The sequence below is a fragment of the Tamaricihabitans halophyticus genome (genome assembly GCF_004340875.1).
Taxonomy (GTDB): Bacteria; Actinomycetota; Actinomycetes; order Mycobacteriales; family Pseudonocardiaceae; genus Tamaricihabitans; species Tamaricihabitans halophyticus.
The window spans coordinates 78,484-100,438 of the sequence record NZ_SLXQ01000016.1 but is presented as its reverse complement, the minus strand read 5'-3'; the positions used below and the strand labels follow the sequence as shown (position 1 = coordinate 100,438).

Below are 21,955 nucleotides of genomic sequence, written 5' to 3'. Positions count from 1 at the left end.
CCGGACCTCCTCGTTGCGTAACGAGTCAGACCTTATCCGGTGGCCGGTGTGGACGCCGTTTCCCCGTGCCGACTGCACCGCGCGGTCCATCCGGCCGGGGTCACCTGCACCACCATTCGACGCGCGCACCGCGGGCAGTACCGGGGCGGGTCGATCGCGGTCAACCGCATCCGGCAGGTGTCATGGCCGCCCTCGACCGCCGATTTACCGCACCAGGAACAGAACGCGGCCGCCTCGCGCGGCTCGGCTGCTTCGTCGCTGGCTCCGGTCACAGGGTGTCACTCAGTGCCTTGATCGGCATCTGCAGCTCGGCCAACATCTCCAGGTCCTTGCTGGCCGGTCGGCCGAGATTGGTCAGGTAGTTGCCCACGATGATCGCGTTGATCCCGCCGAGCATGCCCTGCTCCGCTCCGAGATCGCCCAGGGTCAGTTCCCTGCCGCCGGCGAATCGAAGCATCGTCCGCGGCAACGCCAGCCGGAAGGCCGCCACGGTCCGCAACGCATCCTTACCCTCGACGATCTCGAAGTCCTCGTACGGCGTGCCCGGCTGTGGGATGAGGAAGTTCATCGGCACCTCGTGCGGCCGCAACTCGGCGAGCTGCGCGGCGAACTCGGCGCGCTGTTCGACCGACTCGCCCATCCCCACGATGCCGCCGGAACAGACCTCCATACCGGCCTCACGCACCATACGCAGCGTTTCCCAGCGCTCCTCCCAGGTGTGCGTGGTAACCACGTTCGGGAAGTGCGACCGGGCCGTCTCCAAGTTGTGGTTGTACCGGTGCACCCCCATTTCGACCAGCTCGTAGACCTGTTCCTGGGTCAGCATGCCGAGCGAGCAGGCGATCTGGATGTCGATCCCCGCATCGGCGATGGCCTTGATCCCGTCCCGCACCTGCGACATCAGCCGCTTGTCCGGGCCACGCACGGCGGCCACGATGCAGAACTCAGTGGCACCGGTCGCGGCTGTCTGCCGCGCTGCCTCCACCAGCCCGGGGATATCCAGCCAGGCAGCGCGCACCGGGCTGGGAAAGAGGCCGGACTGCGAACAGAAGTGGCAGTCCTCGGGGCAGCCGCCGGTTTTCACCGACACGATCCCCTCGACCTCGACTTCCGGACCGCACCAGCGCATCCGCACGTCATGCGCGAGGGCAAGCAGGTCCGAGATCCGCTCGTCCGGCAGCCGAAGCACGGCGAGGATCTGTTCCTCGGACAACCCGACGCCGCGCTCGACGACCTGTTCCCTGGCGACCTGCAGAATGTCCTGCTCAGCCTGGTTACCTTCGGCCTGGTGCGTTGCCGCTGCGGTCACTTCGCCTCCCCGTCAGGTGGTAATGGGCCGCCGGTCAGTCTGCCGTACAACGATAGGCGACCGATGCGAGCCAGATCACGCTCGCCACTATTGAGCACACCCGGAGCGGACGAATGCGTCCGCGTCGAACTCGCCGCCGAAGACCGGGGACAACCAACGCCGAGCCCGTTGCCGAAACTCGCTGGCCGGTACACCCGCGCTCGCCTCAGGTAGCACGCCGAGTAATGGCGCGCCCGCGACGACAGGCAGGTCGTGCAGGTTCGTCTGCTCGGCGAGCCCGGGACCCGCTGGCCATGAACCGATCACTACGCCCGCGCTGTGCAGGCCGCGACCCTCGGCCACCTCGGTGGTCAACGCGGTCGCGTTCAGGGTGCCCAGGCCGGCTTCGGCGACCACCAGCAGTGGCGCGCTCAACGACCAGGCGATATCGGCGAGCGTGGCGCCCTCGTCGTCGAATCGCACCAGCAACCCGCCAGCGCCCTCCACCAGCACCAGATCGTGGGTCGAGGCCAGCTCTGCCACCTCTGCGGCGACCTCGGCCGGCCGCACCGGGGCCATCCCAGCTCGGCGCGCGGCGGTCGCCGGAGCCAGCGGTTCGGGATAGCGGGCATACTCCCGCGCGGTCCCCGCCCCGGAAAGCCGGACAACCTCGGCCACATCGCCCGGTTCGTCGGCGGAAACTCCGGTCTGTGCCGGTTTGACCACGGCGACTCGTTGACCGTCGGCGACCGCGAGCGCCGCGATCGCCGCGGTGACCATCGTCTTGCCGACTCCGGTACCCGTTCCAGTGATCACCAGCACGCTCACGAACGATCAGGTTACGACCGTGCCGGTGCGGCGCAACCCGGCGGGGTACTAGATCGGGTGGATCACCCGGCAGTGGCCGCGGCGACCATCGCGCGGGTGATCACGGCCACCTCCGCGCTGTCGCAGATGAACGGGGGCATCGCGTAGATGAGCCGGCCGAACGGACGCAGCCACGCCCCCGCCGCGATGGCCGCGTCGGTCGCCTTCGCCATATCCACCTGGTGGTCCAGCTCGATCACCCCGATCGCGCCGAGGACACGCACGTCCGCCACGCCGGGCAGCTCGCGCGCCGGGGCCAACCCCGCGACCAGCTCGCTCTCGATGCGACCGACTCGCGCACGCCAGTCCTCGCTGAGCAGCAGCTCGATCGAGGCGTTCGCCACCGCGGACGACAGCGGGTTGCCCATGAAGGTCGGCCCATGGGCAAGTACCGGGAGCTCACCGCGGGAGATGCCGTCGGCCACGCGCTCGGTACACAGTGTCGCGGCCATGGTCAGGTAGCCGCCGGTCATCGCCTTGCCAAGGCACAGCACGTCCGGGCTCACCTCGGCGTGGTTGGCCGCGAACAGCGCGCCAGTGCGCCCGAAACCGGTGGCGATCTCATCGAAGATCAACAGCACGTCGTGCGCGTAACAGAGTTCCCGCAACACGTGCAGGTAGCGGGGATCGTGGAACCGCATCCCGCCCGTGCCCTGTACGACCGGCTCGATAATCACGGCGGCCAGCTCATCGGCTTGCTCGGCGAAGACCTTCGCCATTTGCTCCACATAGGACGAGTCCACACCGGACTGAAAGCCCATCGGTGGCCGCTCGATGAAGACCTGTTCCGGGAGCACCCCGCGCCACAGCGAATGCATCCCACCTTCCGGGTCGCAGACACTCATCGGGTGAAAGGTGTCCCCGTGATACCCGCCTCGCCAGGTCAGCAGTTTCCGTTTGGCCGGCTGCCCGATCGAGCGCCAGTACTGCAGGCACATCTTGATGGAGACCTCGACGGACACCGATCCTGAATCGGCGAGGAAGACATGCCGTAGCGGCTCCGGTGTGATCTCCACCAGCGTGCTGGCCAGCCGGATCGCCGGCTCATGGGTGAGCCCGCCGAACATCACGTGACTCATCCTGCCGAGCTGTTCGGTAACCGCCCCATCGAGGACGGGGTGCCGGTAACCGTGGATCGCCGACCACCACGAGGACATCCCGTCGACGAGCTCGCGCCCATCGGCCAGCCGCAGCCGGACCCCGCTCGCCTCCGAAACCAACCGCGGCTCACCGGTTCCGGGCATCGGAGCGTACGGGTGCCAGACGTGGGCGCGGTCAGCGGCGAGCAGTTCTTCGGGTGTCACCGTCGTCACCCTACGGGCTGCTGTGGTACGGGCGCACCAAACTCGGCGGCGTAGTGAAACTCACCACGGAACGCGGGCTGATAGGCGTTCAGCGCCCGCACGTACAACTCGGCGGGGCCGGACCAATCGATCCGGTAATCGGCGGCGGGCACGAACCCCGCGCGGGCGCAGAACTCGGCGGGGCCACAGATGCCGAGAAGCGACTCCCCCGCCGCGTCGGCGGTCGCGATCGCCGCGCTACACAGCGCGTAACCAATCCCCCTGCCCCGCCGATCCGGCCGTACGCCGAGCGGGGCCAGCGCGATCGCCGGCAGATCCCGACCACCGACGGAGGACCGGGTACCGAGGACATGCCCAACGATATCGTCGTTTTCCACGGCGACCAGCGACAGCTGCGGTATCCATGCCGACCCCTTGCGCAGCTCCCCGACGAGCGCGGGAACCCTGATGTCCGTATCCGTATGGGCCACCGCGTGCAGCGCGGCGATCACCTCGGCGTCGCCCGCGCATTCCTGCCGGATGAGGAGCATTCGCGCAGTCTCTGGCAGCACGGCGCGCCCGGCAACCCGAATACCCCGCGGCTGGCCAGAACGTGGCCGACCCCACGTGCCGACCCCGCTACCGGCACCATGGACTCGTGCGGTTACGGCCCATCACCCCGGAACGATTCGTTGACGAACTCGCCGACACCCTGGCCGCAGGCGCCCGCGAGCGGAGTCGGCTGCGCGTCGCGGTGGACGGTGCTCCCGCGGCTCGACCCGAGGAGCTCGCGGACACCCTTGTCGATCCGCTCCGACTGCGCGGGATAGCGACGGTTCGGGTGTCCGCGTGGGATTTCCAGCGGCCGGCCTCCGTGCGGCTCGAGCGGGGTCGAACCAACCCAGCCGCGCGATCCGCCGACTGGGTGGACGCCGGGGCGCTGCGCCGCGAAGTACTCCTCCCGCTGGGCGAGGACGGCAACGGCTACCTGCTGCCCGCGCTGTGGGACACCACAACCGACCGCTCCGTACGGGCCAGCCGGCAGCCCCTGCCCACGCCAGGCGTGTTGCTGCTTGACGGCGAGCTGCTACTTGGCCGGCAACTGCCGTTCGACCACGTCGTGCACCTCTGGCTCTCGCACCCGGCACTGGCCAGGAAAACCCCGCCGGATGAGCACTGGGCGCTGCCGGCTTATCAGCGCTACGAGCGGACCGTGAATCCACTTGTGGTCGCCGATACGGTGTTACGCGTCGACGAACCACGGCGCCCGGCGCTACGGGTAGCCACCGAGCGCTGACCGCGTTCGCGGCCGCCCCGCGCGGGGACGTAGTCGCACACGGCTTGGATCAAGGCGGTAGCGTGACACTCCGTGGTAGCGACAGATCCCGTAGACGCCCGCCTGCTGGCCGCCGTGGCCGAGCTGGGCCGTGCCGCGGTTCATGATGTCGCCGCCCGGCTCGGGATGGATCCGCGCGAAGTGGCCTCCCGACTCATCGCGCTTTCGGCGTCCGGACTGCCGTTGCTCGTCGGCGTCGAATGTGATCCGAACGGTATCCGGGCGGCGCTCAACGCCGCCGGTGGACATCCGCAGGGCACGCCGTCCGGGCGCTATCCGGTGCATGGAACGCCTTCGGGACCGTATTCGGTACGCGGTACCCCTTCCGGGCCGTACCCCCCTCCCCGGCCCGCCGCCCAGCCGCCACCTCCAGCGGCACCGGCCGCCGGCCGGCAGCCAGCGGCGGTACCACCGGGGTCGGCACCGCTGGGATCGATGCCACCCAACGCCACGCCCCACCCGGCGGGACCGCCGCGGTTCTCCGCGCAGCCGCAGCCAGGCGGCAGCACCTTTGGAGTGTGGGGTCCACCGCAGCTGTCCAACTGGGCAAGGGGTGATCAGCAGAGCGGCCTCGCCGGTGCGACGCACCAGGGATCCGGCCACGGTGCGGCCGATATGGAACGAACCCGGCCGGTCGGCGGTGGGCGGCGCTCCGGGAAAGTCGGCGAGACACTGGAAACGGTTGGCCTGGAAGGTGAACCCCTGTCCATCCAGCTCGTCGAATTGCAGGATCCGGCCGATTTCCTGTTCACCGCGGCGGGATACCAACTCGCCGAGGGGGAACGCGCGGTGGTCGTACACACCGAGCTGGCCAATCACGGCACGGTGCCGTTCCCCTCGCTACCGGACAACTACCTGGTGCTGATCACCACGGACGGTCGCACCATCAACAAGACCCCGGTCTCCCTTTCGTCGCGCCCTGCCCATGGCATCGGGGTGAATCCCGGAGAGACCGCGGGCGGGCATACGGTATTCGTCCTCAGCGAGACCGTGGCACTGCGCGAGGTCCGGTGGAGCGCGCAACCCGGCGACGAGACGCGCGCACTCACCTGGCTGGTGGAAGACTGACGGCTAGTCGAACACCAGTGGCCGGTTCGCCGGCCTGCGCAGGTACACCTGGCTAACTATTTGCAAGGCCACCAGCAGCACGAGCCACTGGACGGTACTGAGCCCGGGGACGACATCCACCGGCAGCGTGTAGGCGAACACCACCCGCAGCACCGAGTCCAGCAACAGACCGATTCCCCACAGCACGGTCAGTACCTGCCAGATCCGGCGGAACCGGGCCGATGTCCGCAGCCGCTCGTCCCAATCACTCGGATCGTGCCCCGATCCGGAGACCATCATCCGGCCAACCGAGTACATCGCCGGTTTGCTCGCCCGCACGGTAGCCAGCACCACGGCCGCCAGCGCCGCAGTGATCGCGCCGTCCTTGGCGAGCAGGAATCGCGGACTGCCGCTGAGGAACGAGGTGGCCGCGCTTGCCGCAATCAGCACGAGTACGAGTACCGCGAACCACTCGATTCGCCGATGCCGCACGAGGGAGAACAACGCCCGCGCGGCCGGCGGGATAGCGCCGAGCAACAACGCCAACCATGGCGTGAGGCCCAGTGCGCGTAGCCCGTAGTACAGCGCCACTGGCGCGACGATGTCCAGGATCGCTACGGTGATCAACTCACGATTGCCGCCCGTGGACTTCCCGGCTGGGACATCGGCGGTGGTACCCGACTCGCGGTCGGCATCCGCCATATCAGTCGATTGTGGATTGTTCACCGCCGCGCCTCCCTGGCGAATTCGAGTAGCCGGGCGGCTGTCCGCTCTGGATGTTCACCCGGCAGTGCATGACTGGCGTCCGACCACACTTCGACCCGCGCGTCCGGCAGCTGCGCCTCGGCGACGGCGCGGGCCCGCTCCGGGTCCAGCATCGTGCTCCGGCCGCCCAGAACGACCAGTGCCGGCACCCGAACCGAGCGAAGCATCGCGGGTTTCGGGCGTTCCGGGAGCGGCAACGCCGAGCTGTGGCAGCGCATCGCGATATCCAGCAGGTCAACGATCGGATCCTGGGTGTCCACCTCGGTGTCATCGGCCAGCGACGCGAAAAACCGGCGGCGCAGCCAGGCGGGCGCGATCGAGGTGGCTCCGATCGAACGCACCACGGTCGACATCGGGATGCGATCAAGGGTGTTCGCCGGGTCGAGTATGGCCACCGAAGCCAGGTGCTCCGGCGCATGCGCGGCGAAGGTGAGCGCATGCCAACCCCCAATGGAGTGGCCGACGAGATGCACCCGGTCCGCCTCGATCGAGGCAAGCGCCGCGCGCAGCCAGCTGACCTGATCCGCGGTACGCCGGATCGGCACGCTCTGCACGCTCATCCCCGGCTCGCCGAGCAGGTCGATGGCGTACACGGTGCGTTCGGCGGTGAGCGCGGCCAGATTCGGTGCCCACATCGCGGCGGGTGCCGCCTTGCCTGGCAACAGGACGAACGGTTCGCCGCCAGCGGCTCCGGATCCGCCAACAGTGGACTTGCCGGCGCGTTCGAATCGCAGCATCCGCACGCTGCCGAACGGTGTGTCCACGTCCTGGGTGAGCGCGGGCACGGGAAGCGCGTCCATCGCACGGTCATAGGCGGCTCGGAACCGCGACCGTCCCTCGACGCTGGTGAAGTGAGCTACTCGCACAGCAACCATCCTTTTTACGGTACGATCGGATTGTAAACGAGTCTGGCAGACGTCGCGACTCGACCCGGCGATTGAGGAGTGGACTTGCCCAAGCAGGTGGATCACACGCAGCGGCGCCAGCAGATCGCCGAAGCCCTCTGGCGGATCGCGGCACGGGATGGCCTGGAAGCGGTCAGCCTGTCCAGGGTTGCCGAAGAAGCCCAGGTGTCCAAGGGCCGGGTACAGCACTACTTCTCCTCGCGCGAGGAGATGCTCACGTTCACCGCGACCCACCTGCGAGAGCGGGTGGATGCCAAGGTGCGGGCGCGGCTGGAATGGACGGCGCCGGACACACCGCTGGCGGTGGTCCGCGCGCTGGCCGAAGCCTTGCTCCCGCTCGACGCGGAAGGCCGCACCGAGGCGCTGGTCAGCTCGGCGTTCTTCGTTCGGGTGCTCGCCAGCCGTGAGCTGGCAGCCACGTACCAGAGTGGTCAGCAACGACTTCTTGACCTGCTCGCCGACCAACTGACGCTCGCGCAGAGCGCCGGCGAACTGCCCACCGGGCTCGATCCGATCCTCGAGGCGGACATCCTGCTGACCGTGATCGCCGGTATCGGCGACGCGCTACTGCTCGGCAGGCACACTCCGGACTCGGCGCGCCGGGTACTTGCCTATCACCTCACCCGGTTGAGCACAGCCGCCTGCCCCACCTGACCATGTCCTTGAGGGATCGCACGGTGGCGGAGGGTGGGTCATGATTCGGCGCGGAGCACCTCGAGCGCGTGCGCGAGATCGTCCGGGTACTCGCTGGTGTATTCGACGGTCCGGCCGTCTTCGGGATGCGCGAAGCGCAGGGTTCTGGCATGCAGCCACTGCCGGCTCATGTCCAACCGCTTGGCCAGCACCGGATCGGCGCCATAGGTCAGATCTCCGACGCAGGGATGTCGCATCGCCGAGAAATGCACCCGAATCTGGTGGGTACGCCCAGTCTCCAGATGCACGTCGAGCAGCGAGGCGGCCCGGAACGCCTCGGCCACCTCATAGTGCGTCACACTCGGCTTACCGGTGGCGACAACGGCGAACCTGTAGTCATGCCGCGGATGCCGGTCGATCGGCGCGTCGATCGTGCCCACCGACGGATCCGGGTGGCCCTGCACCAGCGCGTGGTAAAGCTTGTCCACGGTGCGCTGCGCGAAGGCTCGCTTGAGCACCGTGTAGGCGTGTTCGCTGGTGGCCACCACCATCACCCCGGTAGTTGCCGCATCCAGCCGGTGCACGACACCTTGCCGTTCCGCTGCTCCAGAGGTCGAGATGCGATAGCCCGCGGCGGCAAGGCCGCCGATCACCGTCGGACCAGTCCATCCTGGACTCGGATGCACCGCGACCCCAACCGGTTTGTCCACCACGATGATGTGTTCGTCCGCGTGCAATACCCGTAGCCCGGCCACCGGCACGGCCGCCACCGGCACCGGTTGAGCGGGTTCCGGCAGCGTCACGTCCAGCAATGCGCCGGCCGTCAGCCGGTCCGATTTACCCGCTGGCGCGCCATCCACAAGAACCTCGCCGGATTCGGCGAGCGCGGCCGCGTTGCTACGGGACAGCCCGAGCAGCTTCGCCAGCCCGGAATCCACCCGCATACCGTCCAAACCGTCCGGCACTGGCAGGGTCCGCGAGTTGCTCATGACCGCGCCTCTTCCGCATCGCCGCCATCGCGCCCGCGCCGGGTCGCGCGCCGCCCGTCGTAGTCCCTGCCGAGCAACGAGAGCAACACGATCAGGATTCCACCCACCACGATCGATGAGTCAGCGACGTTGAACACCGGCCAGATCCGACCGTCCGGCGCGAACACCGAAACGAAATCGACCACATGCCCCTGCAACGGTCCGGGTGCGCGGAAGATGCGGTCGATGAGGTTGCCGAAAGCACCGGCCAGAATCAGGCCGAGCCCGAATGCCCAACCCGCGGAGCGTAGCTTTCGAGCCAGCACCAGGATCGCGATGATCACCGCGATCATGATCAGGCTGAGCAGCCAGGTCATCCCGGTGGCCATGCCGAACGCCGCGCCCGGGTTACGCACGATCTGGAGGTAGACCGCGCCGCCAAGCAGGCGGACGGGTTCGCTGCCTTCCAGGGCGGCAAGCGCGATGACCTTGGTGACGATATCCAGTATGACGATCACGACCGCCACCAGGGCAAGGACGCCGACTCGACGTTTGGGCTCGTTGACCTCGACTTGCGATTCGGGGCCGGACTGCTCGTCTGGTTCGGTGGTCACCTGCCCATTGTCCAGGTCAATCCAGAAACGGTGGCAGCGGGCGCGGATCCGGCCGCGGCGCCCAGTCCCCGTCCAGCACCTCGTAACTCCACCGGGGCCCGTTCCGGACCAATCCACGTAGCCCGGCGACCAGCCGATCCACCTGCTCCTCGGTGGTACCCAGACCGATGCTCACCCGCAGGGCCGCACGTCCTTCGGTCTGGTCATCGAGCAAGCGGCGAGTCGCCAAATGGGCACAGAACGCGCCCACGCGGACCCCGATCCCGTGCTCGGCGGACAACGCGCAGGCAAGCAGTCCGGGATCGGTACCGGCGATACCGCAGCTGATCACACCCAGCCCGGCCCGCTCCGGCGTGAACAACGCCAGCCGGCGTAGCCCCGGCACCGTGTCGAGACCAGCACGCAGCCGGTGGGTCAACTCCCGCTCATGCCGCTCGATCGCCGTCCAGTGCCGGCTGAGCGTCGCACAAGCGATGGCGATGGCGTGAACCCCGACCACATTGGGCGAGCCGGCTTCGTGCCGCTGGGCACCGTCCTGCCAACTCACGTGCAGCGTTCCCGCTTCGGCGCGCACCTGCTTGCTCGCGCCACCGCCGGCCAGATACGGCGGTGCGGCACGCAACCAGTCGGCCCGGCCAATGAGCGCACCCGCGCCGAACGGCGCGTACAGCTTGTGCCCGGAGAACACCAGATAGTCCACATCGAACTCGGTCATGTCGACCGGTCGGTGCGCGACGAGTTGGGCCGCGTCCAGCGCCACCCTGGCGCCGTGTTTGCGCGCCACCGCGCTGAGTTCGCGAATCGGCCACAGCTCGCCGGTGACATTGGACGCCGCGGAGAGCACAAGCAACCGGGGGCCGACCGGACTACTTGCCAGCGCGCTGTCCACGGCGGACAGTGCGTCGGCCACGCTTTCCGGGGTGGCGAGCCGGGACACGTACGGGCCGCGCCATGGCAGCAGGGCCGCATGGTGTTCGGTATCGAACTGCACCACCGCAGTGTGCTTCGGCAGCGCGCGGGCCAGCAGGTTGAAGCTGTCGGTCGTGTTCCTGGTGAAGATCACGTCATCGCCACGCCGCGCACCGACGAACTCACCGACGATCCGCCGAGCGCGCTCGTAGACCTTGGTGGTCACCTGCGAGCCGAACCCGGCGCCCCGGTGCACGCTCGCGTACCAGGGCAGCAGTTCGTCAATGCCGTCGCGCACCTGGGCAAGACACGGTGTGCTTGCCGCGTGGTCGAAGTTGGCGTAGGGCACCCGCTCGCCGGTCACCAGCGGCACGGTGAGCTCGGCGCCGAGCACCGCGGGTATCGCCGGCTGGCTGCGCGCCGTCCGAACGGCGGCCGTGCCGGGTGAGTCGAATGTGGGCGAATCACATGTGGTGGTCAAACCAAAGCCTCCCAGGAGGTCCTCGGACCCGCTGGGCCCGCGCTTGCCCGTACCGGTGTTGGTACTGGCCAGGTCCTCACCCGGGGCACCCCACCGCGGTCGGAGGGTTGCCGGCCAGCAAGCCGGGGCTTCGCGCTGGCACTCATGACCTTCGCCGACAGCGTAGCGGAAGCTCGCCAGCCACGCGACCCACCCCGCGCCGTTGAATCGGCGACGATCCGTGACCGCGTTCTTCAAGGTTTAGCGGGATTATCAGCGGCCGCTCTCGCCCTTCCAGCGCGCGAACCTGCCGGCGCGGTCCACCGCCCTGATCCGCCGTTCGGTCGCCTCGCGCTGCCGCGCCGTCACCACAACCAGCAGCTGATCGCGTTCCTGTAATCGGGTGCCCGGTTGCGGAGTGAACCCCGCGCCATCGCGCACGATCAGGCTCAAACTCGCGCCAACCGGCAGGCGCAGCTCGGAAAGGTACACCCCGTGCAGCCGGGATCCCGGCTGGATACGTACCTGCAGTAGTTCGGCGCCCATGGTGTCCAACGGCGCGGCGTCCACCTCGACCTCCCTCGGCTCGGCCCCGCGCTCGAGGCGCAGCAGTCGGGCGAGCGCCGGCAGCGTGCTTGCCTGCACCAGGGTCAGCACGATGACCAGTACAAACACCACATCGACCAGGTACGCGGCGCCGGGAAGCCCTTCACTGAGCGGGATGGTGGTGAGCACGATCGGCACCGCCCCGCGCAACCCAGCCCAGGAAAGGAACGCCTGCTCGCGCCACGGCATCCGGAACGGGTACACGGAAAGCACCACCGAGATCGGTCGGGCGAGCAGCGAGACGACACCGGCGGCGACCAGTCCCGGCACCAGCGCATCGAGCAACCTGCCCGGCGAGGCGAACAACCCGAGGAACACGAACAGTCCGATCTGGGCCAGCCAGCCAACCCCTTCGGCGAAGGAGAGCGTGTCCGAACGGTGCGGCAAGCGGGAATTGCCCAGCACCAAGCCAGCGACGTAGGTAGCCAGCAATCCCGAAGCGCCGCTCAGCTGCCCCGCGGCGAAGGCGGCGAAACACACCGCGACGGTGGCCAGTGGATAGAGACCGGTCGCCGGCAGGGCGGCCCTGCGCAGTGCCCTGGCACCCAACCAGCCCGCGGCCAAGCCGATTACCCCGCCGAACACCAGTTGATAGCCAATGAGCAGCGGGAAACCCCAGTCCACCGTCGCGGAAGACACCAGCAGGACCACGACGATATAGACCGGGGCGTCATTGAGTCCGGATTCCAGTTCGAGCGTGCCAGCCAGCCGCTTACTCACCCCCACCGAGCGCAGCACGCTGAAGACGGCCGCCGCGTCGGTCGAAGCCAGCACCCCACCCCACAGAAACGCGGTATGCCAATCGAGCCCGAGTAGATAGTGGAAGCCCACCGCGGCGACACCGACGCTCACCGCGACGGCGACGGTGGCAAGGGCTAACCCTTCCTTGAGCGCTGGTCGAACATTCGACCAGCGGGTGGTCAACCCGCCCTCGGCAAGAATCATCACCAGGGCGGCAATGCCGAGATGCTGGGTGAGCCGCGGATTATCGAACTCGATGCCAATACCTGCCTCGCCAAGCAGCACCCCAATCGCCAGGTAGAGCAGCAGAGATGGCAGCCCAAGGCGGGTCGAGACGCGTACCGCCAGCGCCGCGATCAGCACGACCGCGGAGCCGATACCGATCATCTCCGCGAGTTCCAACCGCCGCCTCCTCCCGCGCGTTCCCTCCGAAAGAACCTAGCCAGTACATCGTGACGCGGGGCACGATGAGAGGCCCTGTGACGCACCGAGCACATTCGACTGAGGAGGCGTCGTGACCGTTCGTTCCCCACTACGCGCTGTCCTGCCGGCCCTGTTCGCGGCGACGGTGCTGGTCGCCGGCGGTTCGGCCGCTGCCGCGCCGGCCGCTAGCCCCGCGATCGCGCCACCAGACATTCCGGTGGCCGATGTGCAGGCCCAGCTCGGCGAGCTACAACGGATCGCCGATGAGAACGGCGGAAACCGGGCACACGGACAACCAGGTCACAAGGCTACTGTGGACTACCTGCAGTCCGAACTGGACGCGCTGGGATTCGAAACGACGGTCCAGGAGTTCTCCGCGGACGGCGACACGGGATGGAACCTGATCGCCGATTGGCCGGCTGGCAATGCCAACGAGGTACTGATGCTCGGCGGTCACGTGGACAGCGTGCCGAACGGCCCGGGGATCAATGACAATGGCACCGGCACGGCCGGGCTGCTCGAGGTCGCGCGGGCGGTCGCCGAGCAGGATCTACAGCCGAACAAACAACTCCGGTTTGCCTGGTGGGGAGCCGAGGAGCTGGGGCTACTCGGCTCCGGCCACTATGTGCAGAACCTGCCGGCGGCCGAGTTGGACAAACTCAGCGGGTACCTGAACTTCGATATGACCGGCTCGCCCAACGCCGGGTATTTCGTGTACTCCCCGGAGGGGCAGCCGGAAGGTTCGGCCGAACTGACCGACACGCTCAACGCGTACTTCGACACTACCGGGGTCGAGACCGAACTGATCGATCTCGGTGGCCGCTCCGACCATGCCGCGTTCGCGGACGCCGGGGTGCCGACGGGTGGCACCTTCACCGGCGCCGAGGGCCAGATGACCGAGGAGCAGGCGCAAAAGTGGGACGGCACCGCTGGCGAGGCCTTCGACGGCTGCTACCACCAGTCATGTGACACGGTGGACAACGTCAACGAGACCGCGCTCGACCGGAACACCGACGCGATCGCGTATGCCCTCTGGACGCTCGCGACGAGCTAGCGCGACGCTCGGTGACCGCGAAGATCCCGCACCATCGCGGTCACCGAGCACTGCTCAGCCGGTGAGGTCACCGTCGCGGGCGTTCACCGCGGCGTAATGCGCGAGCTTGTCCTCGTCCACGGTGACCCCGAGACCGGGGCCGGTCGGCACCGCCAATCGCCCCTCAGTGAGTTCCAGCGGCGCGACGATATCGTCGGCGTGCAGGTAGTACATGCTGTCGATCGCCCTGGACAGGATCGGGGTGCTGGCCACCACCGCCAGATGTGCCGCGGTCGCGATTCCCAACTCGCCGCCGCTGTGCAGGTTCATGCCCAACCCGAAGGTCTCGCAGTGCGCGGCGAGCGCCTTCGTCGCGGCGATCCCGCCCCATTTGTAGACGTCGCCGTGCACCACATCCACCGCGCGCAGCCGCACGGCCGGCGCGAAATCCTCGAAGCGAACCACGCACATGTTGGTGCACAGCGGGATCCGAACCTTGCGGTGTACCTGGCTCATCCCCTCGATACCGACACACGGGTCCTCGAGGTACTCCAGATCGAGCTCCTCCAGTGCCGGCCCCACACGGACGGTATCCGGCACCGACCACGCGGCGTTCGGATCCACCCGCAGGTTCACCTCGGGCAGCGCGGCGCGGATCGCCCGCAGGATCGCCACATCGCCGGCCACATCGCTGGTGCCCTTCAGTTTCACCGCGCCGAACCCGCCGTGTTCGACAACCGCCGCCGCGTGCTCGGCGATCCCCTTCGCCATATCCCGCCCCGCTGGGGCGTCCGCTCGAGTGACCAGCGCCGTGATCGGCACTTCGTGCCGGACCGCGCCGCCGAGCAGATCGGTGACCGATTGGCCGGTTGTCCTGCCGATCACGTCCCAGCAAGCCACATCGAGCGCGGCGAGCGCGGCATAGCCGAGGTAGCCGTAGAAGAACGGCACCATATGCTGCTTGCGGTGGAACGCTTCCAGTGCGAACGGGCTGGTACCGATCAGGTCATCGGCCAGCTCCCGCACCAGCCTGGCGACCGGAGCGCCCCACATCGTTTCGCCCCAACCCTCGATACCCGCATCCGTCCGTAGCCGGACGATCGTCCGGGTTTCGCCGGTCTTGGTTTCGAAGGAACTGGTGAACGGGTTGGTCAGCGGTAGGTTGACGACCCATACGTCCACTTCGGTGATCTTCATGTACTCCGCCCGTAGAGATTGGCTACTGAAACCTGGCTAGCCGTGGCTGTCGCTGGTCGCCGCGTCGAACGACCGAATCGCTTCGGCGAGGCCCCGCGCGCGTGCCGCCAGCAGTTCCGCCCCGCTGTCCGCGCTGGCCTGGGAGGCGTCGTCGGTCGCTCCCCCGGCACGTGCCCATTCGCCGTACCGCTCCACCACGAGCCCCGGATGTGGGGGGCGGTGGAACAGTGGCTCCGGGCCCGCCGGGCGCGGAGCCACGGGGACCCGCACCAGCTTCGGGTGCACCGCGTACATCAGCGAGGTCTCGAACCAGCCGGCGTGGCCCGGCGAGCTCCCCGGATCCGCCGGGTCCAGCGCCCAGTAGGAGCAGGCGCCCATGGCCACGTCGGTACGCAGCGCGAACTCCTTGACCGCGGCCCGCATCATCTCCTCGTTACCGCCGTGCCCGTTGACCACGAGTACCCGTCGAAACCCGCTGGTGACCAGCGAGTCGAACACGTCCAGCAGTACGGCATGCAGCGTCTGCGGCCGCAGCGATACCGCCGCCGCGAACAAATGATGCTGGCTGTGCCCGAACGGCAGACCCGGCAGCCGGATCAGCTCCGGCGAACCGGTCAGCAGCCCTGCCGCCCGGTCGAGAACCGCCTCGACCAGCATGGTGTCTGTGCCCATCGGCAGATGCGCGGCGTGCTGTTCCTGCGAGCCGATCGGCAGCACCGCGATCGCCCCGCTCCCGGCTTCGCGAACCTCCCGCCAGGTCAGCTCCGTTAGTTGACGCATCGTTGCTCCACCTTTCGCGCTCGTCGTGGCATGGTGTGCGGATGACCTCTGGCAGTCGGCACCGAGCGGCGCTGCGCCTTGTCGAGGAGCCGGCCGAGCAGCCCGCGGCCGAGCCCGCCAGCCACGGCGGACTCGGCGCGCTGGAACTGCTGCCCGGGCGTGTCCGGGCGGCCCTGCTGGACCGCACCGGTCGAGTACTGCGGCGCACACAGGTCAGTTACCCGACGGGCACTCCGGATACCGCCCAGATCGACGCGGCGCTCAGGGCCGTGGCGACCGAATGCTTCGGTCCGGATCAGCCGGTGGCCATCGGGGTCGCCGCGGCCGGCCTGGTGGACGCGGAAGCCGGCGTGATCCTGCAGGCGCACGAAGTACCGGCGCTGCGCGGATACCCGATCGCCGAGGTGCTGCGGACGGTCTCGCCGGTTCCGGTCCACATCGAACACCGCGCACGGCTGCAGGTGCTTGGCGATCGCTGGTTCGGCGCCGGGCGGGGGCGCAGTACCTTCGCCTCGGTGTCCACCGGCGAGGTACTTGGCGTGGGAATCCTGTACGACGGGCAGGTGCTTGCCCCGCCTGGTGGCCGCAGTGGCGCGCATATGACCGTGGCGGCCAGCGGGGCGCGGTGCACCTGCGGCGCACGCGGCTGCTGGAAGACGGTGGCCACCACGCCATGGCTGCGCGCCCGGGCGGCGACCGCCGGCTTCGGCGAACGAGCCAGTGTGGCCTCGCTCGCCGCCAGCGCGGATCCCGCGGCGGGCGTCGTGCTCGCGGAGTACGCGGACAATCTGGCACTGGGGCTGCTCAATATCCAACAGTTGTTCGCTCCAGGGCTGTTCGTGCTGCACGGCGAGGCCAGGCTGGGCGGCGACCGGTTCCGCGAACTGATCGAGCATCGGCTGCACGAGGATTCCTCCTGGCGGCATGGCGCCGAACAGCCAACCGTGTCGGTCGCGGACACCGATGTGGACGACATCGCGCTGCTCGGCGCGGCGGGTCTGGTGCTTTCCCGGCTCTGACCGCGCATCGGGTAGTCATGAGGCCGCCTTGCGCCGCCGCGCGTAAACCGGATCGGGATGCGGAACCGCGTCGACCAGTGCCCGGGTGTACGGATGCTCCGGTGTTCGCAACACCTGCGCGGCCTGCCCCACTTCGACGAGCTGACCACCGGCCAGTACGCCGACCCGGTCGGCGATCCGCTGTACCACGGCGAGATTGTGCGAGACGAAAACGTAGGTCAGCCCGAATCGCCGCTGCAAGTCCGCCAGCAGATCAAGCACTTGAGCCTGTACCGACACATCGAGCGCGCTGGTTGGCTCGTCGAGTACCACCAAGCGTGGCCGTAGGGCGAGCGCGCGGGCGATCGAGATTCGCTGACGCTGGCCACCGGAGAACTCGTGTGGATAGCGGTCCTGCACGTCGGGCGCCAGGCCAACGGCATCGAGCAACTCGCCCACGGTGGCACGAAGTTTCCCGCGAGCCCGCCGGCCGCGGTGCCCTGGTTCGTGGGTGACCAGTGGTTCGGCCACGATGTCGGTCACCCGCATCCGTGGGTTCATACTGGAATACGGATCCTGCAGCACTACCTGCATCTGCCGCCGTACCGCACGCATCCGCGCCGCCGACAGCGTGGCCAGGTCCTGTCCGTCGAAGCGCACGGTGCCACTACTCGGTTCCAGCAGCCAGAGCAGCAACCTGGTGAGGGTGGTCTTACCGGAACCGGATTCGCCGACCAGCGCGAAGGTCTCGCCCTCGGTCACCGACAGGCTCACATCGTCCACCGCGACCATCGGCACGGCCTGCCGCCCCGTACCAAACTCCTTGCGCAGGTTGTCCAATTCCACCAGGCTCATACCCGCTCCAATCGCGGCGTCGCGCGCAGCAACCGCGCGGTGTAGTCATCTGCTGGCGCGCCGAACACCTCGGATACCGAACCGTCCTCGACCACCCGGCCCTGGTACATCACCGCGACCCGGTCCGCGACCTCCGCGACCACACCCAGATCGTGGGTAATCAGCATGACCGCCATATCGCGCCGCTGCGCAAGCTCCACCAGCAAGTCCAGGATCCGCGCCTGCACGGTGACGTCCAGCGCGGTGGTCGGCTCGTCGGCGATCAGTACCCGTGGTCGACCGATCAGCGCCATGGCGATCATCACGCGTTGCCGCAGACCGCCGGAGAGCTGATGTGGATAGAGCTCGGCACGCAGTTCGGGGTTCGCGATACCGGCCTCGGCCAGGGCGGGCGGTACGGCCGCTCGCGCGCTCGCCCTGGATACGCCCTGATGTCGGTGCAGTACCTCGGCTACCTGCGCGCCCACCCGCTTCAGCGGGTTCAGGCTGGTCATCGGGTCCTGGAAGATCATCGCGATATCATTGCCGCGCACCGCTCGCATGTCCTTTTCGGACAGCCGAAGGAGATCCCGGTCGTCGAGGCGGATCTCGCCGCCCGCGTACACGCAGGGCGGAACCGGGTTGAGCTGGAGCACGGAAAGCGCGGTCGCGGTCTTGCCGCTACCCGACTCGCCAACCACGGCAAGGATCTCGCCAGGGTCGACCCGCAGGCTCACATCCCGTACCGCGTGCACGGTTTCCGTACCGAGTCGAAACTGGACACTGAGTTCGTCTACCCGCAATACCGGACTCATCGGCGATAGGCCTTCGGATCCGCGACGTCGCGCAGCGCGTCGCCAGTGACGTTAATGGACAGTGAGGTAAGCATCAGGGCGAGACCGGGGAACACCGCTATCCACCATGCGGTGCCCAGATACAGCTGGCCGTCGGAGAGCATCCCTCCCCAGGTCACGATGTCCGTTGGGACGCCAAGACCGAGAAAGCTCAGCGAGGCTTCGGCCACGATCGCCGCGGCCACGTGCAACGTGGCGATCGTGGCGAGCGGTGCCAGCACGTTGGGCAGCAGATGCCGGCGCATGATGGTTCGGTCCCGCACCCCGATCGCCCGCGCTTCGGTGACGAACTCCCTCGAGCGCAAGGACAGCACCTCGGAACGAACCACCCTGGCGTAGGCGACCCACCCGGTGAAGCCGAGCACCAGCACCACGGTCCACAGCCCGGAGCCCACGAAGCCGACGATCGCCAGCGCCAGCAGGATCGACGGGAAGGCCAGCTGCACATCCGCCAACCGCATCAGCACGCGATCCAACCAGCCACCGAGAAAACCCGAGACCAACCCGATGATCGCGCCGAGCGTGCCGGCAAGCAGCGCGGCCGCCGCGCCGACCAGCAGCGAAACGCGGGCACCATAGATCATCCTGCTGAGCAGGTCCCTGCCCAACTGGTCGGTGCCGAGCAGGTAGCTGGCATCGCCTTCGGCATGCCAGGCTGGCGGGCGTAACCGAGCGAGCAGATCCTGCGCGTTCGGATCATGTGGGGCGATCAGCGGCGCGAGCACCGCGGCCAGCACCATCAGCAACAGGACGAGCAGTGCGCCGGCGGCCAGGCGGTTACGCAGTACCGCGCGCAGCATCCCGGTCCGCGCGCCGCCCGCGCGGGGGGCCAGTGTCATCGTCATGACCGCAACCTCACTCGGGGATCAAGCAGCGTGTAGGACACGTCGACGAGCAGGTTCACCACGACGAAGGCCGCCGCGAAGAACAGCACGGATGCTTGCACCAGCGGGAAATCCCGATTGGTGATCGCCTCGACGGTGAGCCGGCCGATACCCGGCCAGGAGAACACCTGCTCGGTCAGGATCGCGCCACCGAGCAGGCTGCCCAGTTCCAGGCCGATGACCGTCACCACCGGCAACGAGGCGTTGCGTAGGCCGTGGCCGACGATCACGCCGCGTGGGCCGAGCCCCTTCGCGCGGGCGGTGCGGATGTAGTCCGAGCCGAGCACGTCGATCAGCGAGGAGCGCAGCAGCCGGGCGATCACCGCGACCGAGTACACGGCGAGGGTGATCGCCGGCAGGATCAGATGCGCGAAGGTTCCGTACCCGGATGCGGGAAGTACCTGGAACTGCACCGCGAAGACCAGAATCAGCAGGATGCCCACCCAGAACGGCGGCGTCGACTGTCCAATCAGAACACCGGCCATCACTCCGGAGTCGGTTGCCCGACCACGGCGCAGCGCGGCGATGATCCCCGCGGGGATCGCGATCAGCAGGCACACCACCATGGCCGCGCCGGCGAGCAGCAGGGTGGCCGGCAGACGTCCGAACAGGACCTCGGCGACCGGCTGGTCGTAGAACAGCGAGGTCCCGAAGTCGAGCTTGGGCAGCCCGGCCAGATAGTCCAGGTACTGCACGAGCAGCGGACGGTCGAGCCCCAGGCTGGCGCGCAGGGTCGCTTCCTGCTCGACGGTGGCCTCCGGCGGCAGCAACAGTTTCACCGGGTCACCGGAAAGGCGCACGAGAAAGAAGGACACGGTGGCCACGCAGAACAACACGATCAGCGCGGTGCCGAGCTTCGTCGCGATGCCGCGCAGCAACCCGGCACCGGCGCCGGTCCTCGGTTCCGCACTCTTGCCAGGCGAGCCTTCTCGATCCCGGACCGTGAGCTCAGCCATCGGTCACCTCCGCACTGGCCATGTTGAGCGAGCCAACGACGTTCGGCCGCCAGCGTGGACGGTCGTTCCGGGCGAAAATCGAGTCCAGCTGATACAGGTAAACGAACGGCGCTTCCTCTTTCAGCAGCCGCTGCAGCCGGCCGAACGCGCGTAGCCGCTCAGAGTCCGACGTGGACAGTTCCTGGGCATCGATAAGCTGATCGGCCTCCCTTGAACGCCACCTGCTCTGCCGCCGGTCTCTGCGCACGTTGGACTGCACATTGCTCTGGCCGTCGACCGTCCAGCCGGTGCTCGCTGCGAGGTAGATGGGACCGAGCGCGGCCCGGTTGTCCGAGGTCAGCCGGTCCGAGTAGGTCCCGGGGTCGAGCAGGTTCACGCTCGCCCGGATGCCTGCCTTGCGAAGTAGCCCGGAGATCGCCTGCGCCACCTGGGCATCGTCGTTGGACGCGGTCAGCGTGGTGTCGAAACCGTCCGGGTAGCCGGCCTCGGCGAGTAACCGTTTCGCCAGCGCCACGTCCCTGGTGAAGGGTGTCACGCTGTCGTCGAAGCCAAACGACTCCCGGGGGATCATCGTCGGCACCTCGCGCGCCTTGCCGTCCAGTACGGCGTCGATCAGCAGCGGGACATCCACCGCGTGGTTGAGCGCGCGGCGTACGCGCCGGTCGCGCAGCGGGCCGTCCTCGGTGTTCAACGAGAGATAGGCGGTACGGATACCCGGGTAGCTGTCGATGGTGACGCCGGCGTAACCGTCCAGTTGCCGCGCGGCGTCCGGCGTGAGGTTCGCGACCAGGTCAACCTCGTCGCTCTGCAGCGCGGCCAGCGCCGAGGCCGGGTTCGGCATCGGCCGGAACACCAGCCCGGACAGCGCCGGTTTCCCTGACCAGTGCGTCGGATTGGCGCGCAGCCGCAGCTCGTGATCGCGTTCCCAACTCTCGAACCGAAACGGCCCGGTGCCTACCGGCTCGCGAGCGAAGCCGTCCGAACCGACCCGGTCAAGGTAGTTCGGCGGCACGATCACCCCACCGAACAACGAAACCTTGGCCGGCAGGATGGGGTCGGGCTGGCTGGTGTGCACATCCACGGTGTGCTGGTCGATCACGGTGGCACCGGCAACGTAGCGCAACTCGACGATCGGCGAGGCGGTGCTCGGATCGAGCAGTCTTTCCAGGCTGAACTTCACCGCGTTGGCATCACAGGGTTCGTCGTTGTGGAACCGAACACCAGGCCGGAGCCGGAACCGCCAGGTGTGCTCGTCCAGCGAGGCCCAGGACAACGCGAGTCGCGGTGCCAGCCGGTTGCGCTGGTCCCTACTGGTCAGCGTGTCGAACATGTTGATCAGCACGTTCATGGAGGGCATATCGCCCTGCTTCTGCGGGTCAAGGGTCTTGGGGTCCTCGGACTGGGTCACCCGAAGCACGTTGCCGGCCGCGCTGGCGGCGCTCGGCCCGCCGCAGCCGGCTAACAACCAGCTCGCCCCCAGTGCCGGAACCGCGAGCCCACCGAACCGAAGCAGGTCCCGCCTGGTGTAGCGCGGTCCCTGGCGAGGCGGGTGCTGAGTGCTCACCTACACGACT

The 21,955-nt window shown here is 68.2% G+C and carries 23 protein-coding genes and 1 riboswitch; of the genes, 5 read left to right on the top strand and 18 right to left on the bottom strand.

The features are described from left to right. Nucleotides 1–32: 32 nt before the first annotated feature. The 5 genes from bsaP to EV191_RS25520 form a co-directional block, all read right to left on the bottom strand. Nucleotides 33–272, bottom strand: a complete 240-nt coding sequence (gene bsaP, locus EV191_RS25540; RefSeq protein WP_132880113.1) for a biotin synthase auxiliary protein BsaP — start codon at nucleotides 270–272, stop codon at nucleotides 33–35. Further along, nucleotides 269–1,309: a biotin synthase BioB gene (gene bioB / locus EV191_RS25535; RefSeq protein ID WP_132880111.1), complete on the bottom strand. Its 1,041-nt coding sequence runs from the start codon at nucleotides 1,307–1,309 to the stop codon at nucleotides 269–271. The genes bsaP and bioB overlap by 4 nt, the downstream gene beginning before the upstream one ends. A gap of 87 nt (nucleotides 1,310–1,396) precedes the next feature. Next, nucleotides 1,397–2,116 carry a dethiobiotin synthase gene (bioD, locus tag EV191_RS25530; protein WP_132880110.1) on the bottom strand — a complete coding sequence of 240 codons (720 nt, stop codon included), beginning with the start codon at nucleotides 2,114–2,116 and terminating at the stop codon, nucleotides 1,397–1,399. Nucleotides 2,117–2,178: 62 nt separating this feature from the next. Next, a complete protein-coding gene (locus EV191_RS25525; protein WP_132880108.1) occupies nucleotides 2,179–3,459 on the bottom strand; it encodes an adenosylmethionine--8-amino-7-oxononanoate transaminase in 1,281 nt (426 codons plus the stop codon). A gap of 5 nt (nucleotides 3,460–3,464) precedes the next feature. After that, the gene (locus tag EV191_RS25520; RefSeq protein WP_132880107.1) at nucleotides 3,465–3,989 is read right to left on the bottom strand and encodes a GNAT family N-acetyltransferase; all 525 of its coding nucleotides are present in this window, start codon (nucleotides 3,987–3,989) and stop codon (nucleotides 3,465–3,467) included. A gap of 107 nt (nucleotides 3,990–4,096) precedes the next feature. Here EV191_RS25520 and EV191_RS25515 point away from each other — a divergent pair, with 107 nt between their 5' ends. Further along, nucleotides 4,097–4,735: a nucleoside/nucleotide kinase family protein gene (locus tag EV191_RS25515; RefSeq protein ID WP_132880105.1), complete on the top strand. Its 639-nt coding sequence runs from the start codon at nucleotides 4,097–4,099 to the stop codon at nucleotides 4,733–4,735. Nucleotides 4,736–4,807: 72 nt separating this feature from the next. Continuing rightward, nucleotides 4,808–5,842: an AsnC family protein gene (locus EV191_RS25510; protein ID WP_132880103.1), complete on the top strand. Its 1,035-nt coding sequence runs from the start codon at nucleotides 4,808–4,810 to the stop codon at nucleotides 5,840–5,842. Between the two features lie 3 nt (nucleotides 5,843–5,845). Here the strand turns inward: EV191_RS25510 and EV191_RS25505 are convergent, their stop codons facing one another. After that, nucleotides 5,846–6,547: a VC0807 family protein gene (locus EV191_RS25505; protein WP_132880102.1), complete on the bottom strand. Its 702-nt coding sequence runs from the start codon at nucleotides 6,545–6,547 to the stop codon at nucleotides 5,846–5,848. After that, nucleotides 6,544–7,452, bottom strand: coding sequence for an alpha/beta fold hydrolase (locus tag EV191_RS25500; RefSeq protein ID WP_165913093.1), 909 nt, complete (start codon nucleotides 7,450–7,452; stop codon nucleotides 6,544–6,546). The genes EV191_RS25505 and EV191_RS25500 overlap by 4 nt, the downstream gene beginning before the upstream one ends. Nucleotides 7,453–7,536: 84 nt before the next feature. On the opposite strand from EV191_RS25500, the gene EV191_RS25495 reads away from it, so the two are divergent. Then, nucleotides 7,537–8,145, top strand: coding sequence for a TetR/AcrR family transcriptional regulator (locus tag EV191_RS25495; protein WP_132880099.1), 609 nt, complete (start codon nucleotides 7,537–7,539; stop codon nucleotides 8,143–8,145). A 38-nt stretch (nucleotides 8,146–8,183) separates the two neighbouring features. Here EV191_RS25495 and EV191_RS25490 read toward each other — a convergent pair whose 3' ends face one another. The 4 genes from EV191_RS25490 to EV191_RS25475 all read right to left on the bottom strand — a co-directional run bounded on the left by EV191_RS25490 (nucleotide 8,184) and on the right by EV191_RS25475 (nucleotide 12,809). Next, nucleotides 8,184–9,113, bottom strand: coding sequence for an RluA family pseudouridine synthase (locus tag EV191_RS25490; RefSeq protein WP_132880097.1), 930 nt, complete (start codon nucleotides 9,111–9,113; stop codon nucleotides 8,184–8,186). After that, nucleotides 9,110–9,706, bottom strand: coding sequence for a signal peptidase II (gene lspA / locus EV191_RS25485; protein ID WP_132880096.1), 597 nt, complete (start codon nucleotides 9,704–9,706; stop codon nucleotides 9,110–9,112). The genes EV191_RS25490 and lspA overlap by 4 nt, the downstream gene beginning before the upstream one ends. A 16-nt stretch (nucleotides 9,707–9,722) precedes the next feature. Further along, nucleotides 9,723–11,096 (bottom strand): aminotransferase class V-fold PLP-dependent enzyme, encoded by a 1,374-nt coding sequence (locus EV191_RS25480; protein ID WP_132880094.1) that lies wholly within the window; start codon nucleotides 11,094–11,096, stop codon nucleotides 9,723–9,725. A gap of 34 nt (nucleotides 11,097–11,130) precedes the next feature. Then, a riboswitch (SAM riboswitch) is annotated at nucleotides 11,131–11,246 on the bottom strand. Nucleotides 11,247–11,348: 102 nt separating this feature from the next. Further along, nucleotides 11,349–12,809 carry a potassium/proton antiporter gene (locus EV191_RS25475; protein WP_132880142.1) on the bottom strand — a complete coding sequence of 487 codons (1,461 nt, stop codon included), beginning with the start codon at nucleotides 12,807–12,809 and terminating at the stop codon, nucleotides 11,349–11,351. A 127-nt stretch (nucleotides 12,810–12,936) separates the two neighbouring features. On the opposite strand from EV191_RS25475, the gene EV191_RS25470 reads away from it, so the two are divergent. Beyond that, nucleotides 12,937–13,899 (top strand): M28 family metallopeptidase, encoded by a 963-nt coding sequence (locus EV191_RS25470; RefSeq protein WP_243659227.1) that lies wholly within the window; start codon nucleotides 12,937–12,939, stop codon nucleotides 13,897–13,899. Between the two features lie 54 nt (nucleotides 13,900–13,953). Here EV191_RS25470 and EV191_RS25465 read toward each other — a convergent pair whose 3' ends face one another. Both EV191_RS25465 and EV191_RS25460 read right to left on the bottom strand, forming a co-directional pair. Then, on the bottom strand, nucleotides 13,954–15,075 hold the full coding sequence (locus tag EV191_RS25465) for a mandelate racemase/muconate lactonizing enzyme family protein (RefSeq protein ID WP_132880092.1): 1,122 nt from the start codon (nucleotides 15,073–15,075) through the stop codon (nucleotides 13,954–13,956). A gap of 36 nt (nucleotides 15,076–15,111) precedes the next feature. Then, nucleotides 15,112–15,855 carry a creatininase family protein gene (locus tag EV191_RS25460; RefSeq protein ID WP_132880091.1) on the bottom strand — a complete coding sequence of 248 codons (744 nt, stop codon included), beginning with the start codon at nucleotides 15,853–15,855 and terminating at the stop codon, nucleotides 15,112–15,114. 41 nt (nucleotides 15,856–15,896) lie between these two features. Here EV191_RS25460 and EV191_RS25455 point away from each other — a divergent pair, with 41 nt between their 5' ends. Further along, a complete protein-coding gene (locus tag EV191_RS25455) occupies nucleotides 15,897–16,874 on the top strand; it encodes an ROK family protein (protein ID WP_132880089.1) in 978 nt (325 codons plus the stop codon). 15 nt (nucleotides 16,875–16,889) lie between these two features. Here the strand turns inward: EV191_RS25455 and EV191_RS25450 are convergent, their stop codons facing one another. Genes EV191_RS25450 through EV191_RS25430 form a run of 5 tightly spaced genes read right to left on the bottom strand, consistent with a single transcriptional unit; the run spans nucleotide 16,890 to nucleotide 21,945 of the window. Continuing rightward, nucleotides 16,890–17,708: an ATP-binding cassette domain-containing protein gene (locus EV191_RS25450; RefSeq protein ID WP_132880088.1), complete on the bottom strand. Its 819-nt coding sequence runs from the start codon at nucleotides 17,706–17,708 to the stop codon at nucleotides 16,890–16,892. Beyond that, entirely contained in the window at nucleotides 17,705–18,502 is a 798-nt protein-coding gene (locus EV191_RS25445) for an ATP-binding cassette domain-containing protein (protein WP_132880086.1), read from the bottom strand. Before EV191_RS25445 ends, EV191_RS25450 begins: the two co-directional genes overlap by 4 nt. Then, nucleotides 18,499–19,386, bottom strand: a complete 888-nt coding sequence (locus tag EV191_RS25440) for an ABC transporter permease (protein WP_132880084.1) — start codon at nucleotides 19,384–19,386, stop codon at nucleotides 18,499–18,501. The genes EV191_RS25445 and EV191_RS25440 overlap by 4 nt, the downstream gene beginning before the upstream one ends. Beyond that, nucleotides 19,383–20,381, bottom strand: coding sequence for an ABC transporter permease (locus EV191_RS25435; protein ID WP_132880083.1), 999 nt, complete (start codon nucleotides 20,379–20,381; stop codon nucleotides 19,383–19,385). The genes EV191_RS25440 and EV191_RS25435 overlap by 4 nt, the downstream gene beginning before the upstream one ends. Then, nucleotides 20,374–21,945, bottom strand: coding sequence for an ABC transporter substrate-binding protein (locus tag EV191_RS25430; RefSeq protein ID WP_207894696.1), 1,572 nt, complete (start codon nucleotides 21,943–21,945; stop codon nucleotides 20,374–20,376). The genes EV191_RS25435 and EV191_RS25430 overlap by 8 nt, the downstream gene beginning before the upstream one ends. Nucleotides 21,946–21,955: the final 10 nt, after the last annotated feature.